The organism is Polynucleobacter tropicus (assembly GCF_013307225.1).
In the GTDB taxonomy this organism is placed as follows: domain Bacteria; phylum Pseudomonadota; class Gammaproteobacteria; order Burkholderiales; family Burkholderiaceae; genus Polynucleobacter; species Polynucleobacter tropicus.
In genome coordinates this window covers 178,213-197,257 of sequence record NZ_CP028942.1, presented here as the reverse complement: position 1 = coordinate 197,257, position 19,045 = coordinate 178,213, and the positions used below count along the sequence as shown (strand labels likewise).

General features: G+C 45.7%; 17 protein-coding genes and 1 pseudogene. 6 read left to right on the top strand and 12 right to left on the bottom strand.

Features of this window, described 5'->3' with window-relative positions:
• Positions 1-8: 8 nt before the first annotated feature.
• From DCO17_RS01070 to DCO17_RS01060, 3 genes are all read right to left on the bottom strand, one after another.
• A complete protein-coding gene (locus DCO17_RS01070) occupies positions 9-2,972 on the bottom strand; it encodes a ribonucleoside-diphosphate reductase subunit alpha (protein ID WP_173954982.1) in 2,964 nt (987 codons plus the stop codon).
• 276 nt (positions 2,973-3,248) lie between these two features.
• Positions 3,249-4,067, bottom strand: coding sequence for a 1,6-anhydro-N-acetylmuramyl-L-alanine amidase AmpD (gene ampD / locus DCO17_RS01065; protein ID WP_302479827.1), 819 nt, complete (start codon positions 4,065-4,067; stop codon positions 3,249-3,251).
• Positions 4,068-4,070: 3 nt separating this feature from the next.
• On the bottom strand, positions 4,071-4,919 hold the full coding sequence (locus DCO17_RS01060; protein WP_173954981.1) for a cytochrome C assembly family protein: 849 nt from the start codon (positions 4,917-4,919) through the stop codon (positions 4,071-4,073).
• Between the two features lie 20 nt (positions 4,920-4,939).
• Between DCO17_RS01060 and ffh the strand changes: the two genes are divergently transcribed.
• Entirely contained in the window at positions 4,940-6,322 is a 1,383-nt protein-coding gene (gene ffh, locus DCO17_RS01055) for a signal recognition particle protein (protein WP_173954980.1), read from the top strand.
• Positions 6,323-6,324: 2 nt separating this feature from the next.
• On the opposite strand, the gene DCO17_RS01050 is transcribed toward ffh, so the two are convergent.
• A complete protein-coding gene (locus tag DCO17_RS01050) occupies positions 6,325-8,067 on the bottom strand; it encodes a proline--tRNA ligase (RefSeq protein ID WP_173954979.1) in 1,743 nt (580 codons plus the stop codon).
• Positions 8,068-8,115: 48 nt separating this feature from the next.
• Here DCO17_RS01050 and DCO17_RS01045 point away from each other — a divergent pair, with 48 nt between their 5' ends.
• Positions 8,116-8,715, top strand: coding sequence for an RNA pyrophosphohydrolase (locus tag DCO17_RS01045; protein ID WP_173954978.1), 600 nt, complete (start codon positions 8,116-8,118; stop codon positions 8,713-8,715).
• Positions 8,716-8,726: 11 nt separating this feature from the next.
• Positions 8,727-9,293 carry a CNP1-like family protein gene (locus tag DCO17_RS01040; RefSeq protein WP_254598784.1) on the top strand — a complete coding sequence of 189 codons (567 nt, stop codon included), beginning with the start codon at positions 8,727-8,729 and terminating at the stop codon, positions 9,291-9,293.
• Positions 9,294-9,328: 35 nt separating this feature from the next.
• Here the strand turns inward: DCO17_RS01040 and proB are convergent.
• The 4 genes and pseudogenes from proB to rplU all read right to left on the bottom strand — a co-directional run.
• Positions 9,329-10,108 (bottom strand): annotated as a pseudogene (gene proB, locus DCO17_RS01035) (glutamate 5-kinase); the annotation flags it as partial.
• Positions 10,109-10,141: 33 nt separating this feature from the next.
• Positions 10,142-11,242 carry a GTPase ObgE gene (gene obgE, locus DCO17_RS01030; protein WP_173954975.1) on the bottom strand — a complete coding sequence of 367 codons (1,101 nt, stop codon included), beginning with the start codon at positions 11,240-11,242 and terminating at the stop codon, positions 10,142-10,144.
• A gap of 87 nt (positions 11,243-11,329) precedes the next feature.
• Entirely contained in the window at positions 11,330-11,590 is a 261-nt protein-coding gene (rpmA, locus tag DCO17_RS01025; RefSeq protein ID WP_173954974.1) for a 50S ribosomal protein L27, read from the bottom strand.
• Positions 11,591-11,609: 19 nt separating this feature from the next.
• Complete coding sequence (gene rplU / locus DCO17_RS01020; protein WP_011902040.1) at positions 11,610-11,921, bottom strand: 50S ribosomal protein L21; 312 nt, start codon at positions 11,919-11,921, stop codon at positions 11,610-11,612.
• 75 nt (positions 11,922-11,996) lie between these two features.
• Here rplU and DCO17_RS01015 point away from each other — a divergent pair, with 75 nt between their 5' ends.
• Positions 11,997-13,001, top strand: a complete 1,005-nt coding sequence (locus DCO17_RS01015) for a polyprenyl synthetase family protein (RefSeq protein ID WP_173954973.1) — start codon at positions 11,997-11,999, stop codon at positions 12,999-13,001.
• Here DCO17_RS01015 and DCO17_RS01010 read toward each other — a convergent pair.
• Positions 12,998-13,933 carry a glycine/sarcosine/betaine reductase selenoprotein B family protein gene (locus tag DCO17_RS01010; protein ID WP_173954972.1) on the bottom strand — a complete coding sequence of 312 codons (936 nt, stop codon included), beginning with the start codon at positions 13,931-13,933 and terminating at the stop codon, positions 12,998-13,000. The genes DCO17_RS01015 and DCO17_RS01010 overlap by 4 nt on opposite strands.
• Positions 13,934-13,987: 54 nt before the next feature.
• Between DCO17_RS01010 and DCO17_RS01005 the strand changes: the two genes are divergently transcribed.
• Complete coding sequence (locus tag DCO17_RS01005) at positions 13,988-14,755, top strand: fumarylacetoacetate hydrolase family protein (protein WP_173954971.1); 768 nt, start codon at positions 13,988-13,990, stop codon at positions 14,753-14,755.
• 79 nt (positions 14,756-14,834) lie between these two features.
• Here DCO17_RS01005 and DCO17_RS01000 read toward each other — a convergent pair whose 3' ends face one another.
• Positions 14,835-15,854, bottom strand: a complete 1,020-nt coding sequence (locus tag DCO17_RS01000; protein ID WP_173954970.1) for a 2-dehydropantoate 2-reductase — start codon at positions 15,852-15,854, stop codon at positions 14,835-14,837.
• Between the two features lie 101 nt (positions 15,855-15,955).
• Entirely contained in the window at positions 15,956-17,371 is a 1,416-nt protein-coding gene (locus DCO17_RS00995) for a high affinity choline transporter 1 (protein WP_173954969.1), read from the bottom strand.
• A 119-nt stretch (positions 17,372-17,490) separates the two neighbouring features.
• On the opposite strand from DCO17_RS00995, the gene DCO17_RS00990 reads away from it, so the two are divergent.
• Positions 17,491-18,489 carry a squalene/phytoene synthase family protein gene (locus DCO17_RS00990; protein ID WP_173954968.1) on the top strand — a complete coding sequence of 333 codons (999 nt, stop codon included), beginning with the start codon at positions 17,491-17,493 and terminating at the stop codon, positions 18,487-18,489.
• Here DCO17_RS00990 and DCO17_RS00985 read toward each other — a convergent pair.
• The gene (locus tag DCO17_RS00985; protein ID WP_173954967.1) at positions 18,486-18,998 is read right to left on the bottom strand and encodes a methylated-DNA--[protein]-cysteine S-methyltransferase; all 513 of its coding nucleotides are present in this window, start codon (positions 18,996-18,998) and stop codon (positions 18,486-18,488) included. The genes DCO17_RS00990 and DCO17_RS00985 overlap by 4 nt on opposite strands.
• Between the last annotated feature and the right edge of the window lie 47 nt (positions 18,999-19,045).

Here is a 19,045-nt window from a genome sequence, read left to right as displayed (position 1 = left end):
ACCAATGTTTATTGGCATGCTTCACATTCTTCAAATCCAGCATCACCTGGACGCATTGTGCAAACTGGGCCATCCGCTTCAACAGGAGCTGCAGCTACACCACCACCTTCAGCGCCACTGGAAACAGAGTTCAATTGACCGCTAGCCACAGTAGATTTCTCAACATGGGTTGCCGCCATCGTGCGGAGGTAGTAAGTGGTTTTCAGACCACGCAACCAAGCTAACTTGTAGGTGTCATCCAATTTCTTGCCTGATGCGCCAGCCATGTAGATATTCAAAGACTGGGCCTGATCAATCCATTTTTGACGACGGGAAGCAGCCTCAACCAACCAGCTTGGCTCAACTTCAAAGGCGGTTGCATACAAATCGCGGAGATCTTGAGGGATACGGTCGATCTTAGACAAAGTGCCATCAAAGTACTTCAAGTCAGCAATCATGACCTCATCCCAGAGTCCACGATCTTTCAAATCACGTACCAAGTACTCATTTACCACTGTGAACTCACCAGAAAGGTTGGATTTAACAAACAAGTTCTGGAATGTTGGCTCGATACAAGCCGAAACACCAATAATGTTAGAAATCGTTGCTGTCGGCGCAATCGCTACGCAATTGGAGTTACGCATACCATGTTGCTTGATGCGAGCGCGCAAACCGGCCCAATCCATCGTAGAAGAGCTGTCCACTTCAACATAGCCACCACGCTCGGCGGCCAACATTGCTACGGTATCTTGCGGAAGAATGCCGCGATCCCACAATGAACCTTTATAAGTGCTGTACACACCACGCTCTTCAGCCAATTCATTAGAAGCTTGGTATGCGTAGTAGCAAATTGCTTCCATTGAAGAATCCGCAAACTTCACAGCCTCTTCACTGGCGTAAGGGATACGTTGCATGTGCAAGCAATCTTGGAAGCCCATAATGCCCATACCTACTGGACGATGCTTCAAGTTGGAATTACGTGCCTTAGCTACTGCGTAGTAGTTGATATCGATTACGTTATCGAGCATACGCATTGCAGTACGTACGGTTTTTTGAAGCTTTTCGTGATCAAGAACCAATTTACCGTTCGCATCAGTAGTCATATGCGCGGTTAAGTTCACAGAACCAAGGTTACAAACTGCAATCTCGTCCTCATTTGTATTGAGAGTGATCTCAGTACAGAGGTTAGAAGAGTGAACTACGCCAATATGCTGCTGTGGGCTACGAATATTGCAAGGATCCTTGAAAGTAATCCATGGATGGCCAGTTTCGAACAACATGCCAAGCATCTTGCGCCATAACTGTTGCGCTGGAATTCTGCGGAATGGTTTTAACTCACCTCGATCAGCTTTTTGCTCATAAGCTACATAAGCCTCTTCAAATGCCTTGCCAAACTTATCATGCAAATCAGGCGTATTGGATGGAGAGAACAATGTCCACTCACCGTTTTCCATTACACGCTTCATAAACAAGTCGGGAATCCAGTTAGAAGTATTCATGTCATGCGTACGGCGACGATCATCACCAGTGTTCTTACGCAATTCCAAGAACTCTTCAATATCCAAGTGCCATGTTTCCAAGTAGGCGCAAACCGCGCCCTTACGCTTACCACCTTGGTTTACAGCAACAGCTGTGTCATTTACTACTTTGAGGAATGGCACAACGCCTTGTGACTTACCGTTTGTACCTTTGATATGACTACCTAATGCGCGAACATTGGTCCAGTCATTACCCAAGCCACCAGCAAACTTAGATAGCAATGCATTTTCTTTCAATGCCTCATAGATGCCATCAAGATCATCTTCAACAGTCGTCAAGTAGCAGCTTGATAGTTGTGGGCGTGTTGTTGCTGAGTTAAACAAGGTTGGCGTGCTGGACATGAAATCGAATGTAGAGAGGATTTCATAGAACTCAATGGCACGACGCTCACGATCCAACTCATTCAAAGCCAAGCCCATTGCTACCCGCATGAAGAATGCTTGTGGCATCTCAATGCGGCGATCTTCAATGTGCAAGAAATAACGGTCATATAAGGTTTGCAATCCGAGATAGTTGAATTGCAAATCACGGCTGGCATTCAAAGCCGCGGCTAGACGCGGCAGATCAAACTCACTCATACGTGGGTCCAGTAATTCCGCTGAAATACCCTCGTGGATATACTTGGCAAAGTAAGTGCTGTATTCAGCTTGCATATCACCTTGCAACACTTCCTTACCCAAGATCTCTTTGCGAATCACGTGCATCAAGATGCGTGCTGTTACTTGGCTGTACGCTGGATCTTTTTCAATCAAAGTACGGGAAGCCAAAATAGCGGAGTCATAAACCTGCGCCATTGGAACACCATCATACAAATTCTTGATGGTCTCAGTGATGATCGGACTTGCATCAATATGATTACCCAAACCTTCACAAGCGGCTTCAATCACTGTGCGCAATGCGGCCATATCAAGCCACTTTTCTACGCCGTTGTCAGTTACCTTAATCCCAGACTCTGCAGTCTGGTTTGCGGTCTGAGCTTCCTGAGCAACCTCTTGTTGCGCAGCACGCTCTTGGTTACGCTTTTCGCGGTACAAAACATAAGCACGAGCAACGTTGTGCTCACCACTGCGCATCAAAGCCAATTCAACTTGGTCTTGAATATCTTCGATATGGAAAGTGCCGCCATTGGGACGACTACGCAATAAAGCACGCACAACGGAATGAGTTAGTTGCTCAACCTGCTCACGCACGCGGGCAGATGCGGCGCCCTGGCCACCATTAACTGCCAAAAATGCCTTGGTTACTGCAATCGCAATTTTGGATGGCTCGAATGCAACAACAGAACCATTACGGCGAATAATTTTGTAATCGGACAATTGGGTTGCCTGAGCACCACCAACTCCGCCGGCCACAAAGCTGGCAGAAGGGGTCTGATTGATTGCCCCTGCAGGGTTAATTCCTGGGTTATTTGCGCCAGGTGTTTGGCCTGCCGTCTGTGGATTTGCGTATGTCATGTTACTCCTGCGTCTATATATAGTTATTTGGACAAAATATCGTTAAAAAACAATAAGGTATTGCTGGATTTAAACACTATATCTAGTGCTATAAATCGAATTGGCTACTAAGTATAGGGAAATATTGAGTCCTTGATAAGTCTTTTCCTACAAATATTTATTAGTATTTTTACTAAGGGATTGCCCTATTTTTGGGGTCATTTTGGTGCGTAATTTTTCGCCCTTTTTAAATTAAGGCTAAAAAAGTAAGCGTATGCTCACATACAAATGTGGGGGCTAACGAGGAGTCAATCCGTACGGTAGATTTTTTAAGGAAATGCCTGTCTCTTTTTGGAACTTCTTCCAGTCAAAATGAGTTCCGGGATCAGTCTTTCGTTCGGGGGCAATATCACTATGCCCTGCGAATTGCAGGTTTGGGTAACGAGCTGCCAAAAGCTGAATGAGTTTTTTTAGGGCTTGGTATTGCGCATCTTCAAATTGCGTATCTCCATCACCCTCTAATTCAATACCAATTGAAAAATCATTACATTTTTCTCTACCCATAAATGAAGAAACGCCGGCATGCCATGCTTTATTTTGAGTTGAAACAAACTGCACCAACTCACCAGAGCGAGTGATCAAAAAATGACTAGATACTTTTTGTCCTGTGATCTCTTCGAAATACGGATGCTCTTTTGCATCCAATTTATTTTGAAAAAAATCAATGATGTATTGACTAGAATTTTTTGATCTGAATCCACCAGGAGGCAAACTGATGTGATGAATCACCACCAAATCTGGTGAAATATTTTCTGGGCGCACATCTTGATTTGGAGAAAGGCGCCATTTTGCAGAACCAATCCAACCTTCTTGATCAAGTTCATTTAAGTGATCTTGAGAACAATAAAAACGTTCTTCAAAAGTCTTAGCCTCTGATTTTGGAAGATGTACTTTGCAATGCTGACATTGCACCATCTCCTCGGGGCCGGTAGCCTTTGGAGCCTTATTTGAATTGGGGTTATGTGATTTACCTTCCCCGGCCTGAATATGCTTTTTACCCTTTAACCAACGATAAAAAAGGTAAGCGCCAGCAAGTAATAAAAGCCATTTGAACAAGAATTACGCTCTCTGCAAAATGACTTCTAAAACGAAACGGCTACCCACGTAAGCGAGAAGCAAAGCAAAGTATGCACTCAACACCCAACGAATCGCAGCTCGACCACGCAAGCCTACACGCCGACGCGCTAACAATAAACCAGCGAATAGAAACCAAGAGACCAAAGCGAAAATAGTTTTATGGTCAAACACCAGCGGTCTGCCAAATAGTGTTTGCGAAAACAGCAAACCAGAAAACACGGTCAAGCTTAATAGCGCAAATCCAACATAGAGCAAGTTGAATAAAAGGCTTTCCATCGTCATCAATGGCGGCAAATCTTCAAGCCAATGTGCGACTCGACTATTGGGAACAATCGCTAATTGACGGTGTAATGCTCGGTCTTGAATACTCATCAACATCGCATGCATTGCAGCCAAACTAAGCAAACCTACTGAAATCGTGGCAACAATGAAGTGACCCTTAAACCAAGGGTCAGAAACTGCTCTCGGCGAAATTAATGTTCCTGGAAATACACTTGGCAAAAGAGAGCACGCGAAAGCAAAAAGAACAGCTAACCAACGCAAGCTGGAAATGGGCAAAAACCAAGATTGAAACCAGTAGAAAGCCAAACCAACCCAGGCAATTAGAGACAAATCCTGAGCAAACCCGAAAACGAAACCCTGAGGCGTAAATACCGAGTCATGCAATTGCAACCCATGTGCCAGCAAGGCCAGAAGAATAAAAGCCTGGATCAGCGTTGATGATTCTGAAGGATTACCCTTCTCCTTTGGGCTAAAGCTCAAAAAAAGCAAAAGAAGTAGATAGAGTGCAGATGGAAGCAACTCGTACGCTGGGTGACCTAAAATATCCATCTACAAAGTCTAATCGATAAATGCTAGAAAACCTCACCGATCGCCTATCCCGTGTTGTGAAAACAATGCGAGGCCAAGCCCGCCTTACTGAAGCCAATACCGCAGAAATGCTACGGGAAATCCGTCTTGCCTTATTAGAGGCAGACGTAGCCCTACCTGTAGTGAAGTCTTTACTGGAGCAAATTAAATTTAAGGCGCTTGGTGAAGAGGTTATAGGCAGCCTCAGCCCTGGACAAGCCTTGGTTGGGGTCGTTCAACGCGAGCTTGCCCAAGTCATGGCAGGCGATAGCAATCAAAGTGGTGAACTTAACCTGGCTACACAGCCGCCTGCAGTCATCTTGATGGCTGGTTTACAGGGTGCAGGTAAAACTACATCGGTTGGCAAACTCGCCAAGTGGCTGCAAGAGAAAAAGAAAAAGAAGGTGCTCACAGTTTCTTGTGACGTATATCGTCCCGCTGCGATTGAACAGCTTGAGACGGTCACGAAACAAGTTGGCGCAGAATTTTTCTCTAGCAACGTTAATCAAAAGCCAAACGATATTGCGACTGCCGCTCTAGACTGGGCGCGCCGTCATTACTTTGATGTCGTGATTGTCGATACCGCCGGCCGTCTTGGTATTGATGAAGCGCTCATGCAAGAGATCAAAACTTTGCATGCCAATCTCAATCCGATTGAGACCTTATTTGTAGTGGATGCAATGCTAGGTCAGGATGCCGTCAACACTGCTAAAGCATTCCATGAGGCACTACCACTTACTGGGGTCATCCTCACCAAGCTAGACGGCGACTCTCGTGGAGGTGCCGCACTCTCTGTTCGCCAAGTCACTGGTGTACCGCTTAAATTTATTGGTGTAGCGGAGAAGATGGAAGGCCTAGAAGCCTTTGATGCGGAACGCATGGCGAACCGCATTTTAGGCATGGGCGATATTCTTGCTTTAGTTGAGCAAGCCCAGCAACACGTCGATGTTGCTAAAGCAGAAAAGTTAGCGAGCAAGATCTCCAAAGGTGGATTTGATCTTGAGGATTTTCGCGATCAACTGATGCAAATGCAAAAGATGGGTGGCATGGCTAGCTTGATGGATAAGCTTCCTAGCCAAGTAGCGCAAGCTGCCTCCAAAGCGAATTTAAGTAACGCGGACAAACAAACCACGCGCATGCGCGGAATCATCGACAGCATGACTCCTCAAGAGCGCAGAAAGCCTGAGTTACTCAAAGCCAGTCGTAAACGTCGTATTGCAGCAGGCTCAGGAGTAGAAGTGCAAGAAGTGAATCGCCTACTGGCTCAGTTTGAACAAATGCAAACGATGATGAAACAATTTAAGGGTGGCAAGATGGCGCGCACCATGGCCACTATGGCAGCTAAAGGAGCCGCCAAGGGCATTGGCGGTCTCTTTAAAAAATAAAATTAAGCGACTGTATTTTTGGCTGCTTGAACAGCTGCGATCACTTTTTCTTTAATTTGCGCCAAGGGCACATTCTGTGACTCCGCGTCAGTACGGCCCTTAAATTCCACTTGAGAATCTGCTAAACCACGATCGCCGATCACTACGCGGAAAGGTGCACCAATGAGTTCCCAGTCAGCAAACATTGCACCCGGACGTTCATTGCGATCATCCAAAATCACATCGATGCCAGCAGCAAGCAATTCATCATGAAGCTGATCACATGCCGCTTTCACTTGTTCTGACTTTTCGTAACCCATTGGGCAAATAACTACCTCAAATGGCGCCATCGAGATAGGCCAAATAATTCCCTTGTCATCATGTCCTTGCTCAATAGCTGCACCAAGCAAACGGGTTACACCAATTCCATAACAACCCATGACCATTGGTTGGGCTTTGCCTTGTTGATCTAAATAGGTGCAACCCATTGCTTCAGAGTAGCGCGTACCTAATTGGAAAACGTGACCCACCTCAATGCCACGGCATATATCAACAACACCTTTGCCGTCAGGTGAAGGATCGCCAACTACCGCATTACGAATATCCAACAGTACAGGCTCTGGTAAATCACGGCCCCAGTTCACGCCCGTCAAATGGTGACCGGCATCATTAGCGCCACATACAAAATCAGACATATTGGCTACGGTTCGGTCAGCAACAACAGTGACGTCTGCACTCACGCCAACAGGACCTAAATAGCCCGCAGGGGCATGACATGCGTGTTTGATTTCTGCTTCGGTAGCAAAACGTGACTCAGCCATACCTGGCACTTTGCTTGCTTTGACTTCATTAAGTTCATGATCGCCACGTACCAACAACATAAAAAGCTTTGCTGGACCATTTTCTTGATCAGCCGCGAACAACAAAGACTTTACGGTTTTCTCAAGCGGAATATTGAGAAACTTCGCCACATCTGCGCAATTGGTTTTATCAGGCGTTGCCACCTTTGTCATTGATTGTGTTGCAGCAGCACGAGCAGCAATTAATGCTAACGATTCGGCGGCCTCTAAATTGGCTGCGTAATCCGAATTCGGACAATAGACAATCGCATCTTCTCCAGTGTCCGCAATCACATGAAACTCTTGACTACCAGAGCCACCAATAGCGCCGTTGTCAGCAGTCACTGCACGAAACTTCAAGCCCATTCGCTTAAAGATGCGGGTGTATGCATCAAACATGATCTGGTATGACTTCTTCAAACCCTCGTTATCGCGATCAAATGAATATGCATCTTTCATACTGAACTCGCGGCCGCGCATAATGCCAAAACGAGGGCGACGCTCGTCACGGAACTTCGTCTGAATTTGATAAAAATTAACTGGTAGTTGCTTGTAGCTCTTAATCTCGTTGCGAGCTAAATCGGTAATGACTTCTTCTGAGGTTGGCTGAATCAAAAAGTCGCGGTCATGGCGATCTTTGATACGCAATAACTCAGGCCCCATTTTTTCCCAGCGACCTGTCTCTTGCCACAACTCTGCTGGTTGAATCATTGGCATCAACAATTCAATCGCACCCGCACGATTCATTTCTTCTCGAATGATATTTTCAACCTTGCGGATTACCTTCAGTCCCAAAGGGAGGTAGTTATAAACACCAGCGCTCAATTTGCGGATTAAACCCGCACGCACCATGAGCTTATGCGAAACCACCTCAGCGTCAGAGGGGGCTTCTTTTAGCGTCGCGAGAAATGATTGTGATGCTTTCATGTATGGATATAATCAAATCATTGATTTTAAAGGATTTGGGGCACGATCATGCTTGACCGTGAAGGGTATAGACCCAATGTCGGCATTGTCCTCCTTAACAGCCGTAACGAGGTTTTCTGGGGAAAACGCGTTGGGCAGCATTCGTGGCAGTTCCCACAGGGTGGGATAGCTCATGGTGAAAGCCCTGAGCAGGCGATGTACCGCGAATTGCATGAAGAGGTTGGCTTGCTACCGGAACATGTCCAAATCATTGGACGAACAAGGGACTGGCTCCGCTATGATGTCCCTGAGGAATACTTACGCCGCCAACATGCTACTCGCGTTCACCGTGCAGCCTATCGAGGTCAAAAACAAATCTGGTTTCTGTTGCGCTTTGTTGGTTTAGATAGTGACATTCAGTTACGTGCTACCGAACATCCTGAATTCGATGCTTGGCGGTGGGTGCCATTTTGGATTCAACTTGATGCTGTGATTGGCTTTAAGCGTGAAGTCTATCAGCTCGCTTTATCTGAGCTAGCACGCTACCTCGCTAAGGGTGTGCGTATGCAACAACTTGCCTGGGGAACACCGCTAGATTTCTTTCAGTCTTTCTACTCCAAAGGAGACGACAGCTCAAAAGAATCCACCAAAACAGATAAGCAAAAATAATGAGTTCATTCATGCAAAGAATTAGCCAATTACTAGTTTGTATTTGTTTTGCATCACTTCTACTGGCTTGTGCTGGCGATCCCATAGAAAGCGGTCTGGATCCATTTGCGCCCATGGTATTCAAGGAAGGCATCACCAAGATGCCTGCAAACCCGCCTAACGCATCAACACTTCTACCTTTTTACGTCTCTCAACAAACAATTTTTAAGTTCGCCGTCGATACCGACTCCATTTCAATTGGAGCCGATGGAGTAACGCGCTATATCGTCGTGATGACCAACCCCAGCGGCGGTCAACAAGCTCAGTATGAAGGTATCCGCTGCGATTCTTTCCAGTGGCGCCTCTATGGCACCCTTGAAAATGGATCTTGGAGAGAGAATCCTCTATCAAGCTGGAGACCCATCCAAAATAATGTACCCAATCGCTACCAAGCATCCTTAGCACAAGGCGCTTTCTGCAACTTCAATACACAAGAAAAAAACATCAAGACGATTGTTCAGGCACTCAATCCAAACGGATATGGGCCAAACAGATTTACTGGTGGAACCAAACCAACCAACTCGTTTGGTGTCGAATAAAAAGGTGCTTAAAGCTAAATGGTCTAGATAGACTATTTAGCACTTAAACGAGTACCGATCTTCTCTCCAGCCATAAGGCGAGTAAGCACATTTGGCTCGCGCCCTGAAGCAATCACGGTTGATGTTCCTGTTTGCGCTGCCATTTTTGCAGCCAACACTTTCGTAAGCATGCCGCCTTTACTGAGTTCGCTACCAGCGCCACCAGCCATTTTCTCTAAAGCAGAATCACCAGCAATAGCATCACTTAACAAAGTGGCATCGGGATTCTGACGTGGATCCGCAGTAAATAAACCACCTTGGTCAGTCAAGATAACCAATAAATCTGCATGAACCAAATTACTTACTAAAGCGGCCAAACTATCGTTGTCACCAAACTTAATTTCGTCAGTAACAACTGTATCGTTTTCATTAATGATGGGAACAACGCCTAGCTTCAACAATGTGTCTAAGGTGCCTTTAGCATTTGCATTACGTTCAGCATGCGCCAAGTCTGCATTTGTTAATAGGATCTGAGCACTACGCAAATTGAAGCGTGCAAAACAGCTTTCATACACTTGTATTAAGCCCATTTGACCAACGGCTGCGGCTGCTTGCAACTGATGAATCTCTTGTGGACGCTTAGTCCAGCCTAGGCGTTGCATGCCCTCAGCAATAGCGCCCGAGCTCACCATCAATACTTCATGACCAGCCTTTAGCAGCTCAGCAATCTGACCAGCCCAATTCGCAATCGCGGCATGATCAAGACCTTCGCCATTATTTGTAACAAGGCTAGATCCCACTTTGACAACAATGCGTTTTGTTTGCTTGAGGTTCATAACAAATAAAAATGCTTAATGTACTTAATCTATTTAATCAGTTGCTCTATCTTGATTCTTATCTTCACTTTGCTCTTGATAACGAGGATCAGCTGCACGCTCTTCCGCATCATCACGATCACGGCGCACAGAATCCAAATAATCCTGAAGCGCATAACAAAGCTTCTCGCAGCCCATACCTGTTAAAGCAGAAATCTCAAAAACAGGGCCGCTCCATTTAAACTTTTTCACAAAGTCGGCAACCACCTTTTTACGATCCTCTTCAGGAATCATGTCAACCTTGTTTAATACAAGCCAGCGTGGTTTCTCAACCAGGGACTCATCATATTTACGTAGCTCATTCACAATAGCGTTTGCATCTGCTACTGGGTCGACATTCTCATCAAATGGAGCAAGGTCAACTAAATGCAAAAGCACACCAGTACGCTGTAAATGACGCAAGAAACGATGGCCTAAACCTGCGCCTTCTGCTGCACCCTCGATCAAACCTGGAATATCGGCAATCACAAAACTACGCTCACTACCTACACGCACCACACCTAAATTAGGATGCAAAGTAGTAAATGGATAATCAGCAATTTTGGGGCGCGCATTGGATACGGCGGTAATCAAGGTTGATTTACCTGCATTTGGCATTCCCAAAAGGCCAACGTCAGCCAATACCTTTAACTCCAGCTTTAGCTTGCGACGCTCGCCAGGTTTGCCATTAGTTTTTTGACGTGGCGCACGGTTGGTACTACTCTTAAAGTGAATATTGCCCCAACCACCAACACCGCCTTGCGCCAGACAAAGACGCTCACCATGCGTTGTTAAATCTGCAATTGGTTCACCAGTTTCGTAATCAGAAATGATGGTGCCGACTGGCATACGCAATTCAATATCATCGCCTGCGCGACCATAGCAATCCGCACCACGCCCAGGCTCACCATTCTTTGCAGTGTGCGTTTTGGCATAGCGATAATCAATTAAGGTGTTGATATTGCGATCGGCAATAGCCCAAACGCTTCCACCCTTGCCGCCATCACCACCATCAGGGCCACCAAACTCGATAAACTTTTCTCGGCGCATAGAGGCGCTTCCGGCGCCACCTTGGCCGGCTATTACTTCAATACGCGCTTCGTCTATAAATTTCATGAATAAAAAAGGCCTCGCTTAGCGAGGCCTGTTCCTAAGAGTTAAATTCGGAATAAATCTGAATTAAACGTGTCTCAGTCAGGCGCCTTATGAACGAGGCAAAACTGAAACTTGGGCCTTCTTCAAAGCACCCTTAACGCCAAATTCCACTTGACCGTCAATTAAGGCGAACAAAGTGTGATCTTTACCAATACCAACGTTAGCACCTGGATGAACACGTGTGCCACGTTGACGAACAATGATGCTGCCAGCATTGATCTGCTCGCCGCCGTATACCTTAACGCCTAGGCGTTTCGATTCTGAGTCGCGGCCATTTCGTGTTGAGCCGCCGCCTTTTTTCTGTGCCATATCTTTCTCCTACTCTGAATTAGGCTTTAATCGTGTTGATCAAAATTTCAGTGAAATTCTGACGATGGCCTTGGTGCTTTTGATAATGCTTGCGACGGCGCATCTTAAAGATTGTCACTTTATCGTGACGTCCTTGGGAGACGACAGTGGCCATCACAGCTGCACCATTAACCAATGGATCACCTAATTTCAGTGAAGCGCCTTCGCCAACGGCGAGGACTTGGTCAAGAGTGATTTCGCTGCCGATTTCCGCTGGTATCTGTTCTATTTTCAATTTTTCGCCAGCAGCAACTTTATACTGTTTGCCACCGGTTTTTATGACCGCGTACATGGTTTGAAACCTCAATTAATATCTACATTTAAGCTAATCCACCCTGGATAAGCTAAGCCGATTATTATATCTTGCATGACGAGCACTGTCAAAACCAATGACCTAAGCCAAATCCTGGCACCAATTTCCTTAGAATTCAAGGACTTAGATCAGGTAATTCGCGACCGTTTGGCCTCAAAAGTGGCCCTCATTGACCAAATTTCCACCTACATCATCCAAGCGGGTGGGAAGCGGGTAAGGCCAGCTCTGCTGATGTTAATTGCCAAAGCTTTGGCCAATGGCAAGCCTACCCCCCACACCCTAGAAATGGCTGCCGTGGTTGAATTTATCCACACAGCCACCCTCTTGCATGACGATGTAGTTGATGAGTCCACCCTCAGAAGAGGTCGTGAAACCGCCAATGCCGCCTTCGGCAACGCGGCTAGCGTTTTAGTGGGTGATTTTTTGTATTCCAGAGCTTTCCAGATGATGGTTGGCCCGAACGATCTTCGAGTCATGCAAATTCTGTCGGACGCAACCAATACGATTGCCGAGGGCGAAGTATTGCAATTGCTCAACATGAATGATCCTGAAGTAGATGAAGCAAGCTATCTGCAGGTGATTCGTTACAAAACCGCCAAACTGTTTGAAGCATCAACCGAACTTGGCGCTATTTTGGCTCAAGCCAGTGATACGCAGCGAGAGCAAGCAGCAGCGTTTGGCAGGCACATTGGCACCGCCTTTCAACTCATGGATGACTTGTTGGACTACACCGCTAATGCAGCTCAAATGGGCAAGAATGCCGGCGATGATTTAAGGGAAGGCAAACCAACATTGCCGCTCATCTACCTTCTTGAGAATGGCACAAATACAGAGCAACTCTTAGTACGCGCAGCCATAGAGCAAAACCAAGATCTACCAGAAGACGTGTTTGCGCAAATCTTAAGTGCAGTACAAAATTCTGGAGCGCTTGATTACACACAAGCTGCCGCTAAGCGTGAAGCGGACTTAGCCTTGGAATGTATTCAGGATTTTCCAAGCAATGAAGCAACTACTGCCCTACGTGATCTCTGTGTCTACTCACTCGCTAGACAAACTTAAGACCCAACGCTATTCATACGTAGTTCACGAGCAGTAATGCGAGCCCGCTCAGCCTCCTCACGCAGTCGCGCAGCCTCCTCTTTTGAGAGTCGCTCAAGATTTGAATAATCCAATTTCCAACCTGGATCAGACGACCAAACCAAAGGGGATTGCACGGTTGTTCTAGGTGCTGGCGCGGATTCCAAAAGACGCAAAGCCAACTCAAAATTGAGCTGTCTAGATGAAGCGTCATGCGGTTTTGCAGCAGCATTCCCCAGCGGGAAATCGCTAAATAAAAATCTAGGTACGCCGCAATACTCCACGATATCTTTCGCTGCACCCATGACAACCGTGGAAATTCCTTCTGCCTCCAAAAATCTTGCCAACAAACTTTGACTCTGATGACAAATAGGGCAATTTGGAATTAATACCGCAACATCCACATGATCAGCACGCAACATTTCCAAAATCATGGGTGCATCTATCTCCAAAGTATGTCGCTGACTTCTATTAGTAGGGAGGCCATAAAAATGTGGCGCCAGAGAAGCAATTCTGCCCTCAATTTTTGCCTGCTTAGCAGCCTCTAAAGGAAACCAGCAACGACTATCTTCCATATTGGCATTTTTGCGATCAATACCAACGTGCGCAATACGAAGATCAGCATCTGTATCGATAGAGTATTGATACGGCTTATAAAATTTTGCTGCAGCGTTATAAGCCGCGCCAGGCCCTTGATCACCTTTCTGGGGGTCATATGGAACTGCGGTTGTAATTAACGCCAGAACTGATTGATTTAGCGGTTTTTTGAGGGGGCTGAATGGAACCTCGGTGTAGTGTGCCCACACATATGGATTGTCGTAACCCAAGCCCAAGTAATAGCTCCGAGTGCGTTCAATATAACGAACGGGTTGATCCCATTCTGGTGCAAAAACTAGCTCAGAGACTTTAGACATGTACTCGCCCTGTAAGATATCGCCTAATTAATATTTAACTCTTAGGAACTCATTATGGCTCAATGGCTCAGATTTCAGCATCAAGGCAAAAGTGGATTAGGACAAGTTCAGGGCGACCAAATTGCCGTCTACTCCGGAGATCTATTTAACAATCCACAAGCTACTGGCGAAACACTCAAATTAACTGACGTCACCATTGATATTCCTTGCACTCCTTCCAAAATGGTTGCAATGGTCGATAACTTTCATGCGCTAGTTACCAAACTAGAGCATGCGGTTCCTGCTGAGCCACTGTATTTCTTAAAGGGCAATAATTCATTCTTGGCAGCAAATCAAGTCATTCGCACACCGAAGTCTTACTCAGGGAAAGTAGTCTATGAGGGCGAATTAGGAATTGTGATTGGTAAACGTATTCATGAAGCAAATGAATCCGAAGCAGCAAAAGCCATTTTTGGTTACACCTGCATTAACGATGTAACTGCAATCGAAATTTTGAATCGCGATCCTGGCTATGCTCAGTGGACGCGCTCCAAGAGCTTTAATACATTTGGCGTATTTGGCCCTTACATCACTACCGATGTGGATCCAAGTAAGCTCACCATCAAAACCATTTTGAACGATCAAGAACGTCAAAACTATCCGGTTGCGGACATGATTTTCCCACCCGCTAAATTGGTAAGTCTTATTTCACAAGATGTTCCTCTTGAGGCTGGCGACATCATTGCTTGCGGGACTTCGGTAGGCGTCGGATCCATGAAGCCTGGCAGCAACGTCAGCATCATCATCGACGGTGTTGGCAGACTGGATAATCGTTTCGAATAAGCGCTTATCTAGAAACTAGAAAACAAAAGCCCTTGCTAAACAGCAAGGGCTTTTGTTTTACCACTCAAAGAAATTACTTTTAGTAACCAGATACTGAAGGCAGAGCCAAACTTCCTTTAGAAGCCTGTACGTTTTCATCTAAGTATTTGGTTAAAGCAAAGACTGTATTAAGGCAAGGAGTTGGAGTCTGGGTAATACGACCTAACTCAATTACAGATCCTAAGAGTGCATCGATCTCCAAGCTACGACCAGCCTCTAAATCTTGCAACATTGAAGTTTTATGTTTGCCAACTTTCTCCGCACCAGCGATGCGGCGCTCGATATCCACGCGGAAAGTAACCCCTAATTTTTCAGCGATAGTTTGCGCTTCAGCCATCATGCTGCGCGCCAACTCTTTAGTCAGCGGATATTGGCAGATACCTTCAAGCGTTCCATGTGTCAGCGAGCTGATTGGATTAAAAGTCATATTCCCCCAGAGCTTTAACCAAATCTCAGAGCGAATGTCATCCAGAATAGGAGATTTAAAGCCTGCGGCGCTCATCATCTCTGACATTTTTTGGATGCGCTCGGTTGTCTTGCCATCCAACTCGCCCAATGGGAAGCGATTACCTTCAACGTGACGAATCACGCCAGGAGCTTGAGTAAAGGTAGCTGGATAAACAACGCAACCAATGATGTTATTTGGATTAATTGCTTTCTTAGCAAGGCCGCCAGCATCCACAGTCTCAACAGAATGATCTTGATACTCGCCACCTAGCTTCTGGAAATACCACCAAGGAATTCCGTTTTGCATTGGAATCAAAATGGTTTCTGGTCCCATGATGGCTGCCAAGTCATCAATGATTGGCTCAACTTGGTGGGCCTTCACCGCCAAAATTACGACATCTGGAGTTTCTGCATCACGAATTTTTTCTACAGCTTTCACTTGAGCAACTAAAGGCTCAGGTTGATCATCCATAATCAACGCCAAACCGCGCTCTTTGATTGCCGCAAGAGTAGCGCCACGCGCAACTACTGTGACATCGTTGCCCGCTCGGGCCAACATGACAGCTAGGTAGCCGCCAATGGCGCCACCCCCACCGATCACACAAATTTTCATAGGAACCCCACAAGAATAAAAATTTTGAATTAGGTCTATTTTAATGTGGATGTTTTGCAGTGCAACAAATTTTATTGCCTATTTTTTAGGCATATATTGCTTTAAACCGCTTTGAGCTCATCTTTTGGGACTAGGCTACCCAAAATCATTCCAGCAATACTAGCCAGCAGGCCAGCCAACTGGGGCGGCATGATGGCGTTGGGAGCCAAGATTTCGCAGCTAATCCAAATGGTTAATCCGCCGACTACCGCCAGCAATCCACCCAAAGAATTTGCCTTGGACCAATAAACCCCAAATGCGAGCGGGACAAATGCGGCAACCAAGGTCACCTTATAAGCACTTTCTACCATCTTAAAAATAGAAAGCTCTGAGTTCACCGCAAAGAAGGTCACTACTACGGCAAAGCACAAGACCGTGATGCGCATAATTTTTAGTAATGCATGATCAGACAAATGCTTAAAAAAACCTCGAACAATATTTTCAGCAAAAGTAACTGACGGAGCTAAAAGGGTTGCACTGGCGCAACTTTTAATTGCCGAGAGTAAAGCGCCAAAAAACATTACCTGCGCAATCAATGGAACGTGATTCAAAATCAGCTTAGGCAAAATCATTTGAGGGTCAGTAGTTAAATACTGCTTCACTAAATCCGGACTAATCAAGGTTGCTGAATATGCCAAGTACATTGGTACAAACGCGAAAATGAAATAGAGTACGCCGCCCAATATTGCTGCATTCACTGCAATATTGACGTTCTTACTTGAAGTAATTCGCTGGAATACATCCTGCTGAGGAATAGAACCCAACATCATGGTACAAAGCGCAGCAATAAACCCTAAGATCGATGCTAAGTTCATATCTGGCCAAAAATTGCTAAATTGCCCAGCCGCTGCGGCATGCTCAATCACCACGCTGATGCCACCGGTTTGAGCCGTCATCTCACCACCGATATACAGCATGCCAATCACAATGATGATCATCTGAATAAAGTCAGTAATCGCCACGGACCACATGCCACCGAACAAGGTATAGATTAAAACGCTAGCGGCGCCAATCATCATGCCACCCGTTTGAGAAATACTGCCTTCAGATACAACACTAAAGACCAAACCAAGCGCCTTAATCTGAGCGGCAACCCAACCCAAATACGAAACGACAATACAAAGCGTTACCAAAACCTCAACGGTACGGCCATATTTTTCTCTGAAGAAATCACCAATCGTCAACATTCGCCTGTTGTACAGATGACGAGCAAAAAAGAGGCCAACCAGAATTAAGCACAAAGAAGAACCGAAAGGATCGGAGACCACCCCGCCCAAACCCTCTTTTAAAAAGGTGGCTGGTATTCCTAAAACCGTTTCGGAGCCAAACCAGGTAGCGAAAACGGTAGCCGTAACAATTGGCATGGGGAGGCTATGCCCTGCCGCAGCAAAGTCGGCAGTATTTTTAACGCGTAGAGCAGCCCACAAGCCAATGCCGACTGATACCACCCAGTAAATGATGACGAACCAAATCAGCACGCCAGATTTCCCCTAAAAGAATTTGATGAAATTATATGGCTATGTCACTTTTGTCACTAAGGAAAAGAAGGTGCGATTTCCTGCTGCTCACCAACCACTGCGTCTGACATAATGGACAGGTGCAACAGCCTACATCAAGCCTCAACGCAAGCTTTACCGATAGCCAAGCTCAGGATTTGGCTTACCAAAAGACCATTTTGCGGTCGGTATCCAGAACCTTTGCGCTAACCATCCCCCTGCTGCCACCCGCAATTGAAAAAGTCGTAGGCAATACCTATTTGCTTTGTCGCATCATCGATACCATTGAGGACGCCGCCAGTCTGAGCGTAAGTACGAAACAAGAACTATCTAAATTGTTTCTAGATTGCGTATTAGAGCGGTTGCCAGCACAGGATTTTGTAAATCCCTGCCTCTTAGCACTGCGGGATTATGGAAATCTTGATGAACTAGACCTTATTTCCCATACGCCAACGGTCTTAAGAATTTTGCATACCTGCTCCAAAAAAGACCAAGCTGCAGTAAGCAGATGCGTCTCCATCATGTCAGATGGTATGTCTTATTTTCATGACAAACAAACCCAAGCTGGACTTCAAGATCTAAAGGAATTTGAAAAATATTGCTATGTTGTTGCCGGCGTTGTTGGAGAGCTCTTAACAACAGTATTTAGCAATCACTCACCTACATTATCCAAAAGCTTTCTGGGTAAAGAGAGTCTAGCAATCGCTTTTGGTCAAGCGCTACAAATGACCAATATTCTGAAAGACTCTCCCGAAGACAAAGCGCGTGGGGTTTCCTGGAAGCCTGCCAATATGAGTCAAGCGGATCTTCTGCAGATCGCCTATGAAAAGCTACAAGACTCTTTGCAATACATTCTACTAGTTCCAAAACAAGATAGCGGAATACGACGTTTCTGCTTTCTGGCTTTTGGTTTAGCTGTTATGACGCTTAGCAAAATTGCTCAGCGCACTGAATTTAATAATAAGAATGAAATAAAGTTATCTAGAAGAACTGTGATGGCTTTCTACACCTTTACCAGCGTTGCCATTCATAGCGATCTTTTGATGAAAATCTTTTTTCACCACTCATCCAAAGCACTTAGAAAATTTGCCAAGACTTAGAGCACGCCCTCGTGCTTAAGTAACCAAGTTTTGATTTGACGATAAAGACCTGGTGAGTTTTCTTTCATGAAACCGCCAATACCTTGGGCAGAAACTACCCGATGGCACGGAGTAATTAATGGAAAAGGGTTTGCGCCGCAGGCAGTTCCAACTGCGCGCGGCCCACTCTTAATTGCACCCGCAATCTCACCATAGGTTTTTGCCTCACCCAGTGGAATCTTCCGAATACTTTGCCATACCTTTTGTTGATGAACGGTTCCTGATGGCTTCATAGGGAGATCGAATTGATAGCTCGGATCCTTAAAATACGCCTTACATTGCCTGGCCACTTCTTTGGCTAATGCATTTTGTGGAGATGACAAAGCCTTGGTCGCAGGCAGATAGTCAATTTTTGACAACATCAGACTGCCATCAACTAATTCAGTAGCGATACCCAATCGACCAAACGGGGCTTCAATCACGCAATAACTTGCACTTTTGATGTTTGCAGAGTCTTTTGTCCGTGGCATAAGAAAGATTCTCACACAATTTCAGCAAAAAGGATGGTGGTTACCGA

Coding starts and splice junctions, on each gene's coding strand:
- ffh (WP_173954980.1), top strand. CDS start 4,940: ATGCTAGAAAACCTCACCGATCGCCTATCCCGTGTTGTGAAAACAATG.
- DCO17_RS01045 (WP_173954978.1), top strand. CDS start 8,116: ATGCTTGACCGTGAAGGGTATAGACCCAATGTCGGCATTGTCCTCCTT.
- obgE (WP_173954975.1), bottom strand. CDS start 11,242: ATGAAATTTATAGACGAAGCGCGTATTGAAGTAATAGCCGGCCAAGGT.
- DCO17_RS01060 (WP_173954981.1), bottom strand. CDS start 4,919: ATGGATATTTTAGGTCACCCAGCGTACGAGTTGCTTCCATCTGCACTC.
- DCO17_RS01040 (WP_254598784.1), top strand. CDS start 8,727: ATGCAAAGAATTAGCCAATTACTAGTTTGTATTTGTTTTGCATCACTT.
- DCO17_RS01005 (WP_173954971.1), top strand. CDS start 13,988: ATGGCTCAATGGCTCAGATTTCAGCATCAAGGCAAAAGTGGATTAGGA.
- rplU (WP_011902040.1), bottom strand. CDS start 11,921: ATGTACGCGGTCATAAAAACCGGTGGCAAACAGTATAAAGTTGCTGCT.
- DCO17_RS00985 (WP_173954967.1), bottom strand. CDS start 18,998: ATGCCACGGACAAAAGACTCTGCAAACATCAAAAGTGCAAGTTATTGC.
- DCO17_RS01050 (WP_173954979.1), bottom strand. CDS start 8,067: ATGAAAGCATCACAATCATTTCTCGCGACGCTAAAAGAAGCCCCCTCT.
- rpmA (WP_173954974.1), bottom strand. CDS start 11,590: ATGGCACAGAAAAAAGGCGGCGGCTCAACACGAAATGGCCGCGACTCA.
- DCO17_RS01070 (WP_173954982.1), bottom strand. CDS start 2,972: ATGACATACGCAAATCCACAGACGGCAGGCCAAACACCTGGCGCAAAT.
- DCO17_RS01015 (WP_173954973.1), top strand. CDS start 11,997: ATGACGAGCACTGTCAAAACCAATGACCTAAGCCAAATCCTGGCACCA.
- DCO17_RS01010 (WP_173954972.1), bottom strand. CDS start 13,933: ATGTCTAAAGTCTCTGAGCTAGTTTTTGCACCAGAATGGGATCAACCC.
- DCO17_RS01000 (WP_173954970.1), bottom strand. CDS start 15,854: ATGAAAATTTGTGTGATCGGTGGGGGTGGCGCCATTGGCGGCTACCTA.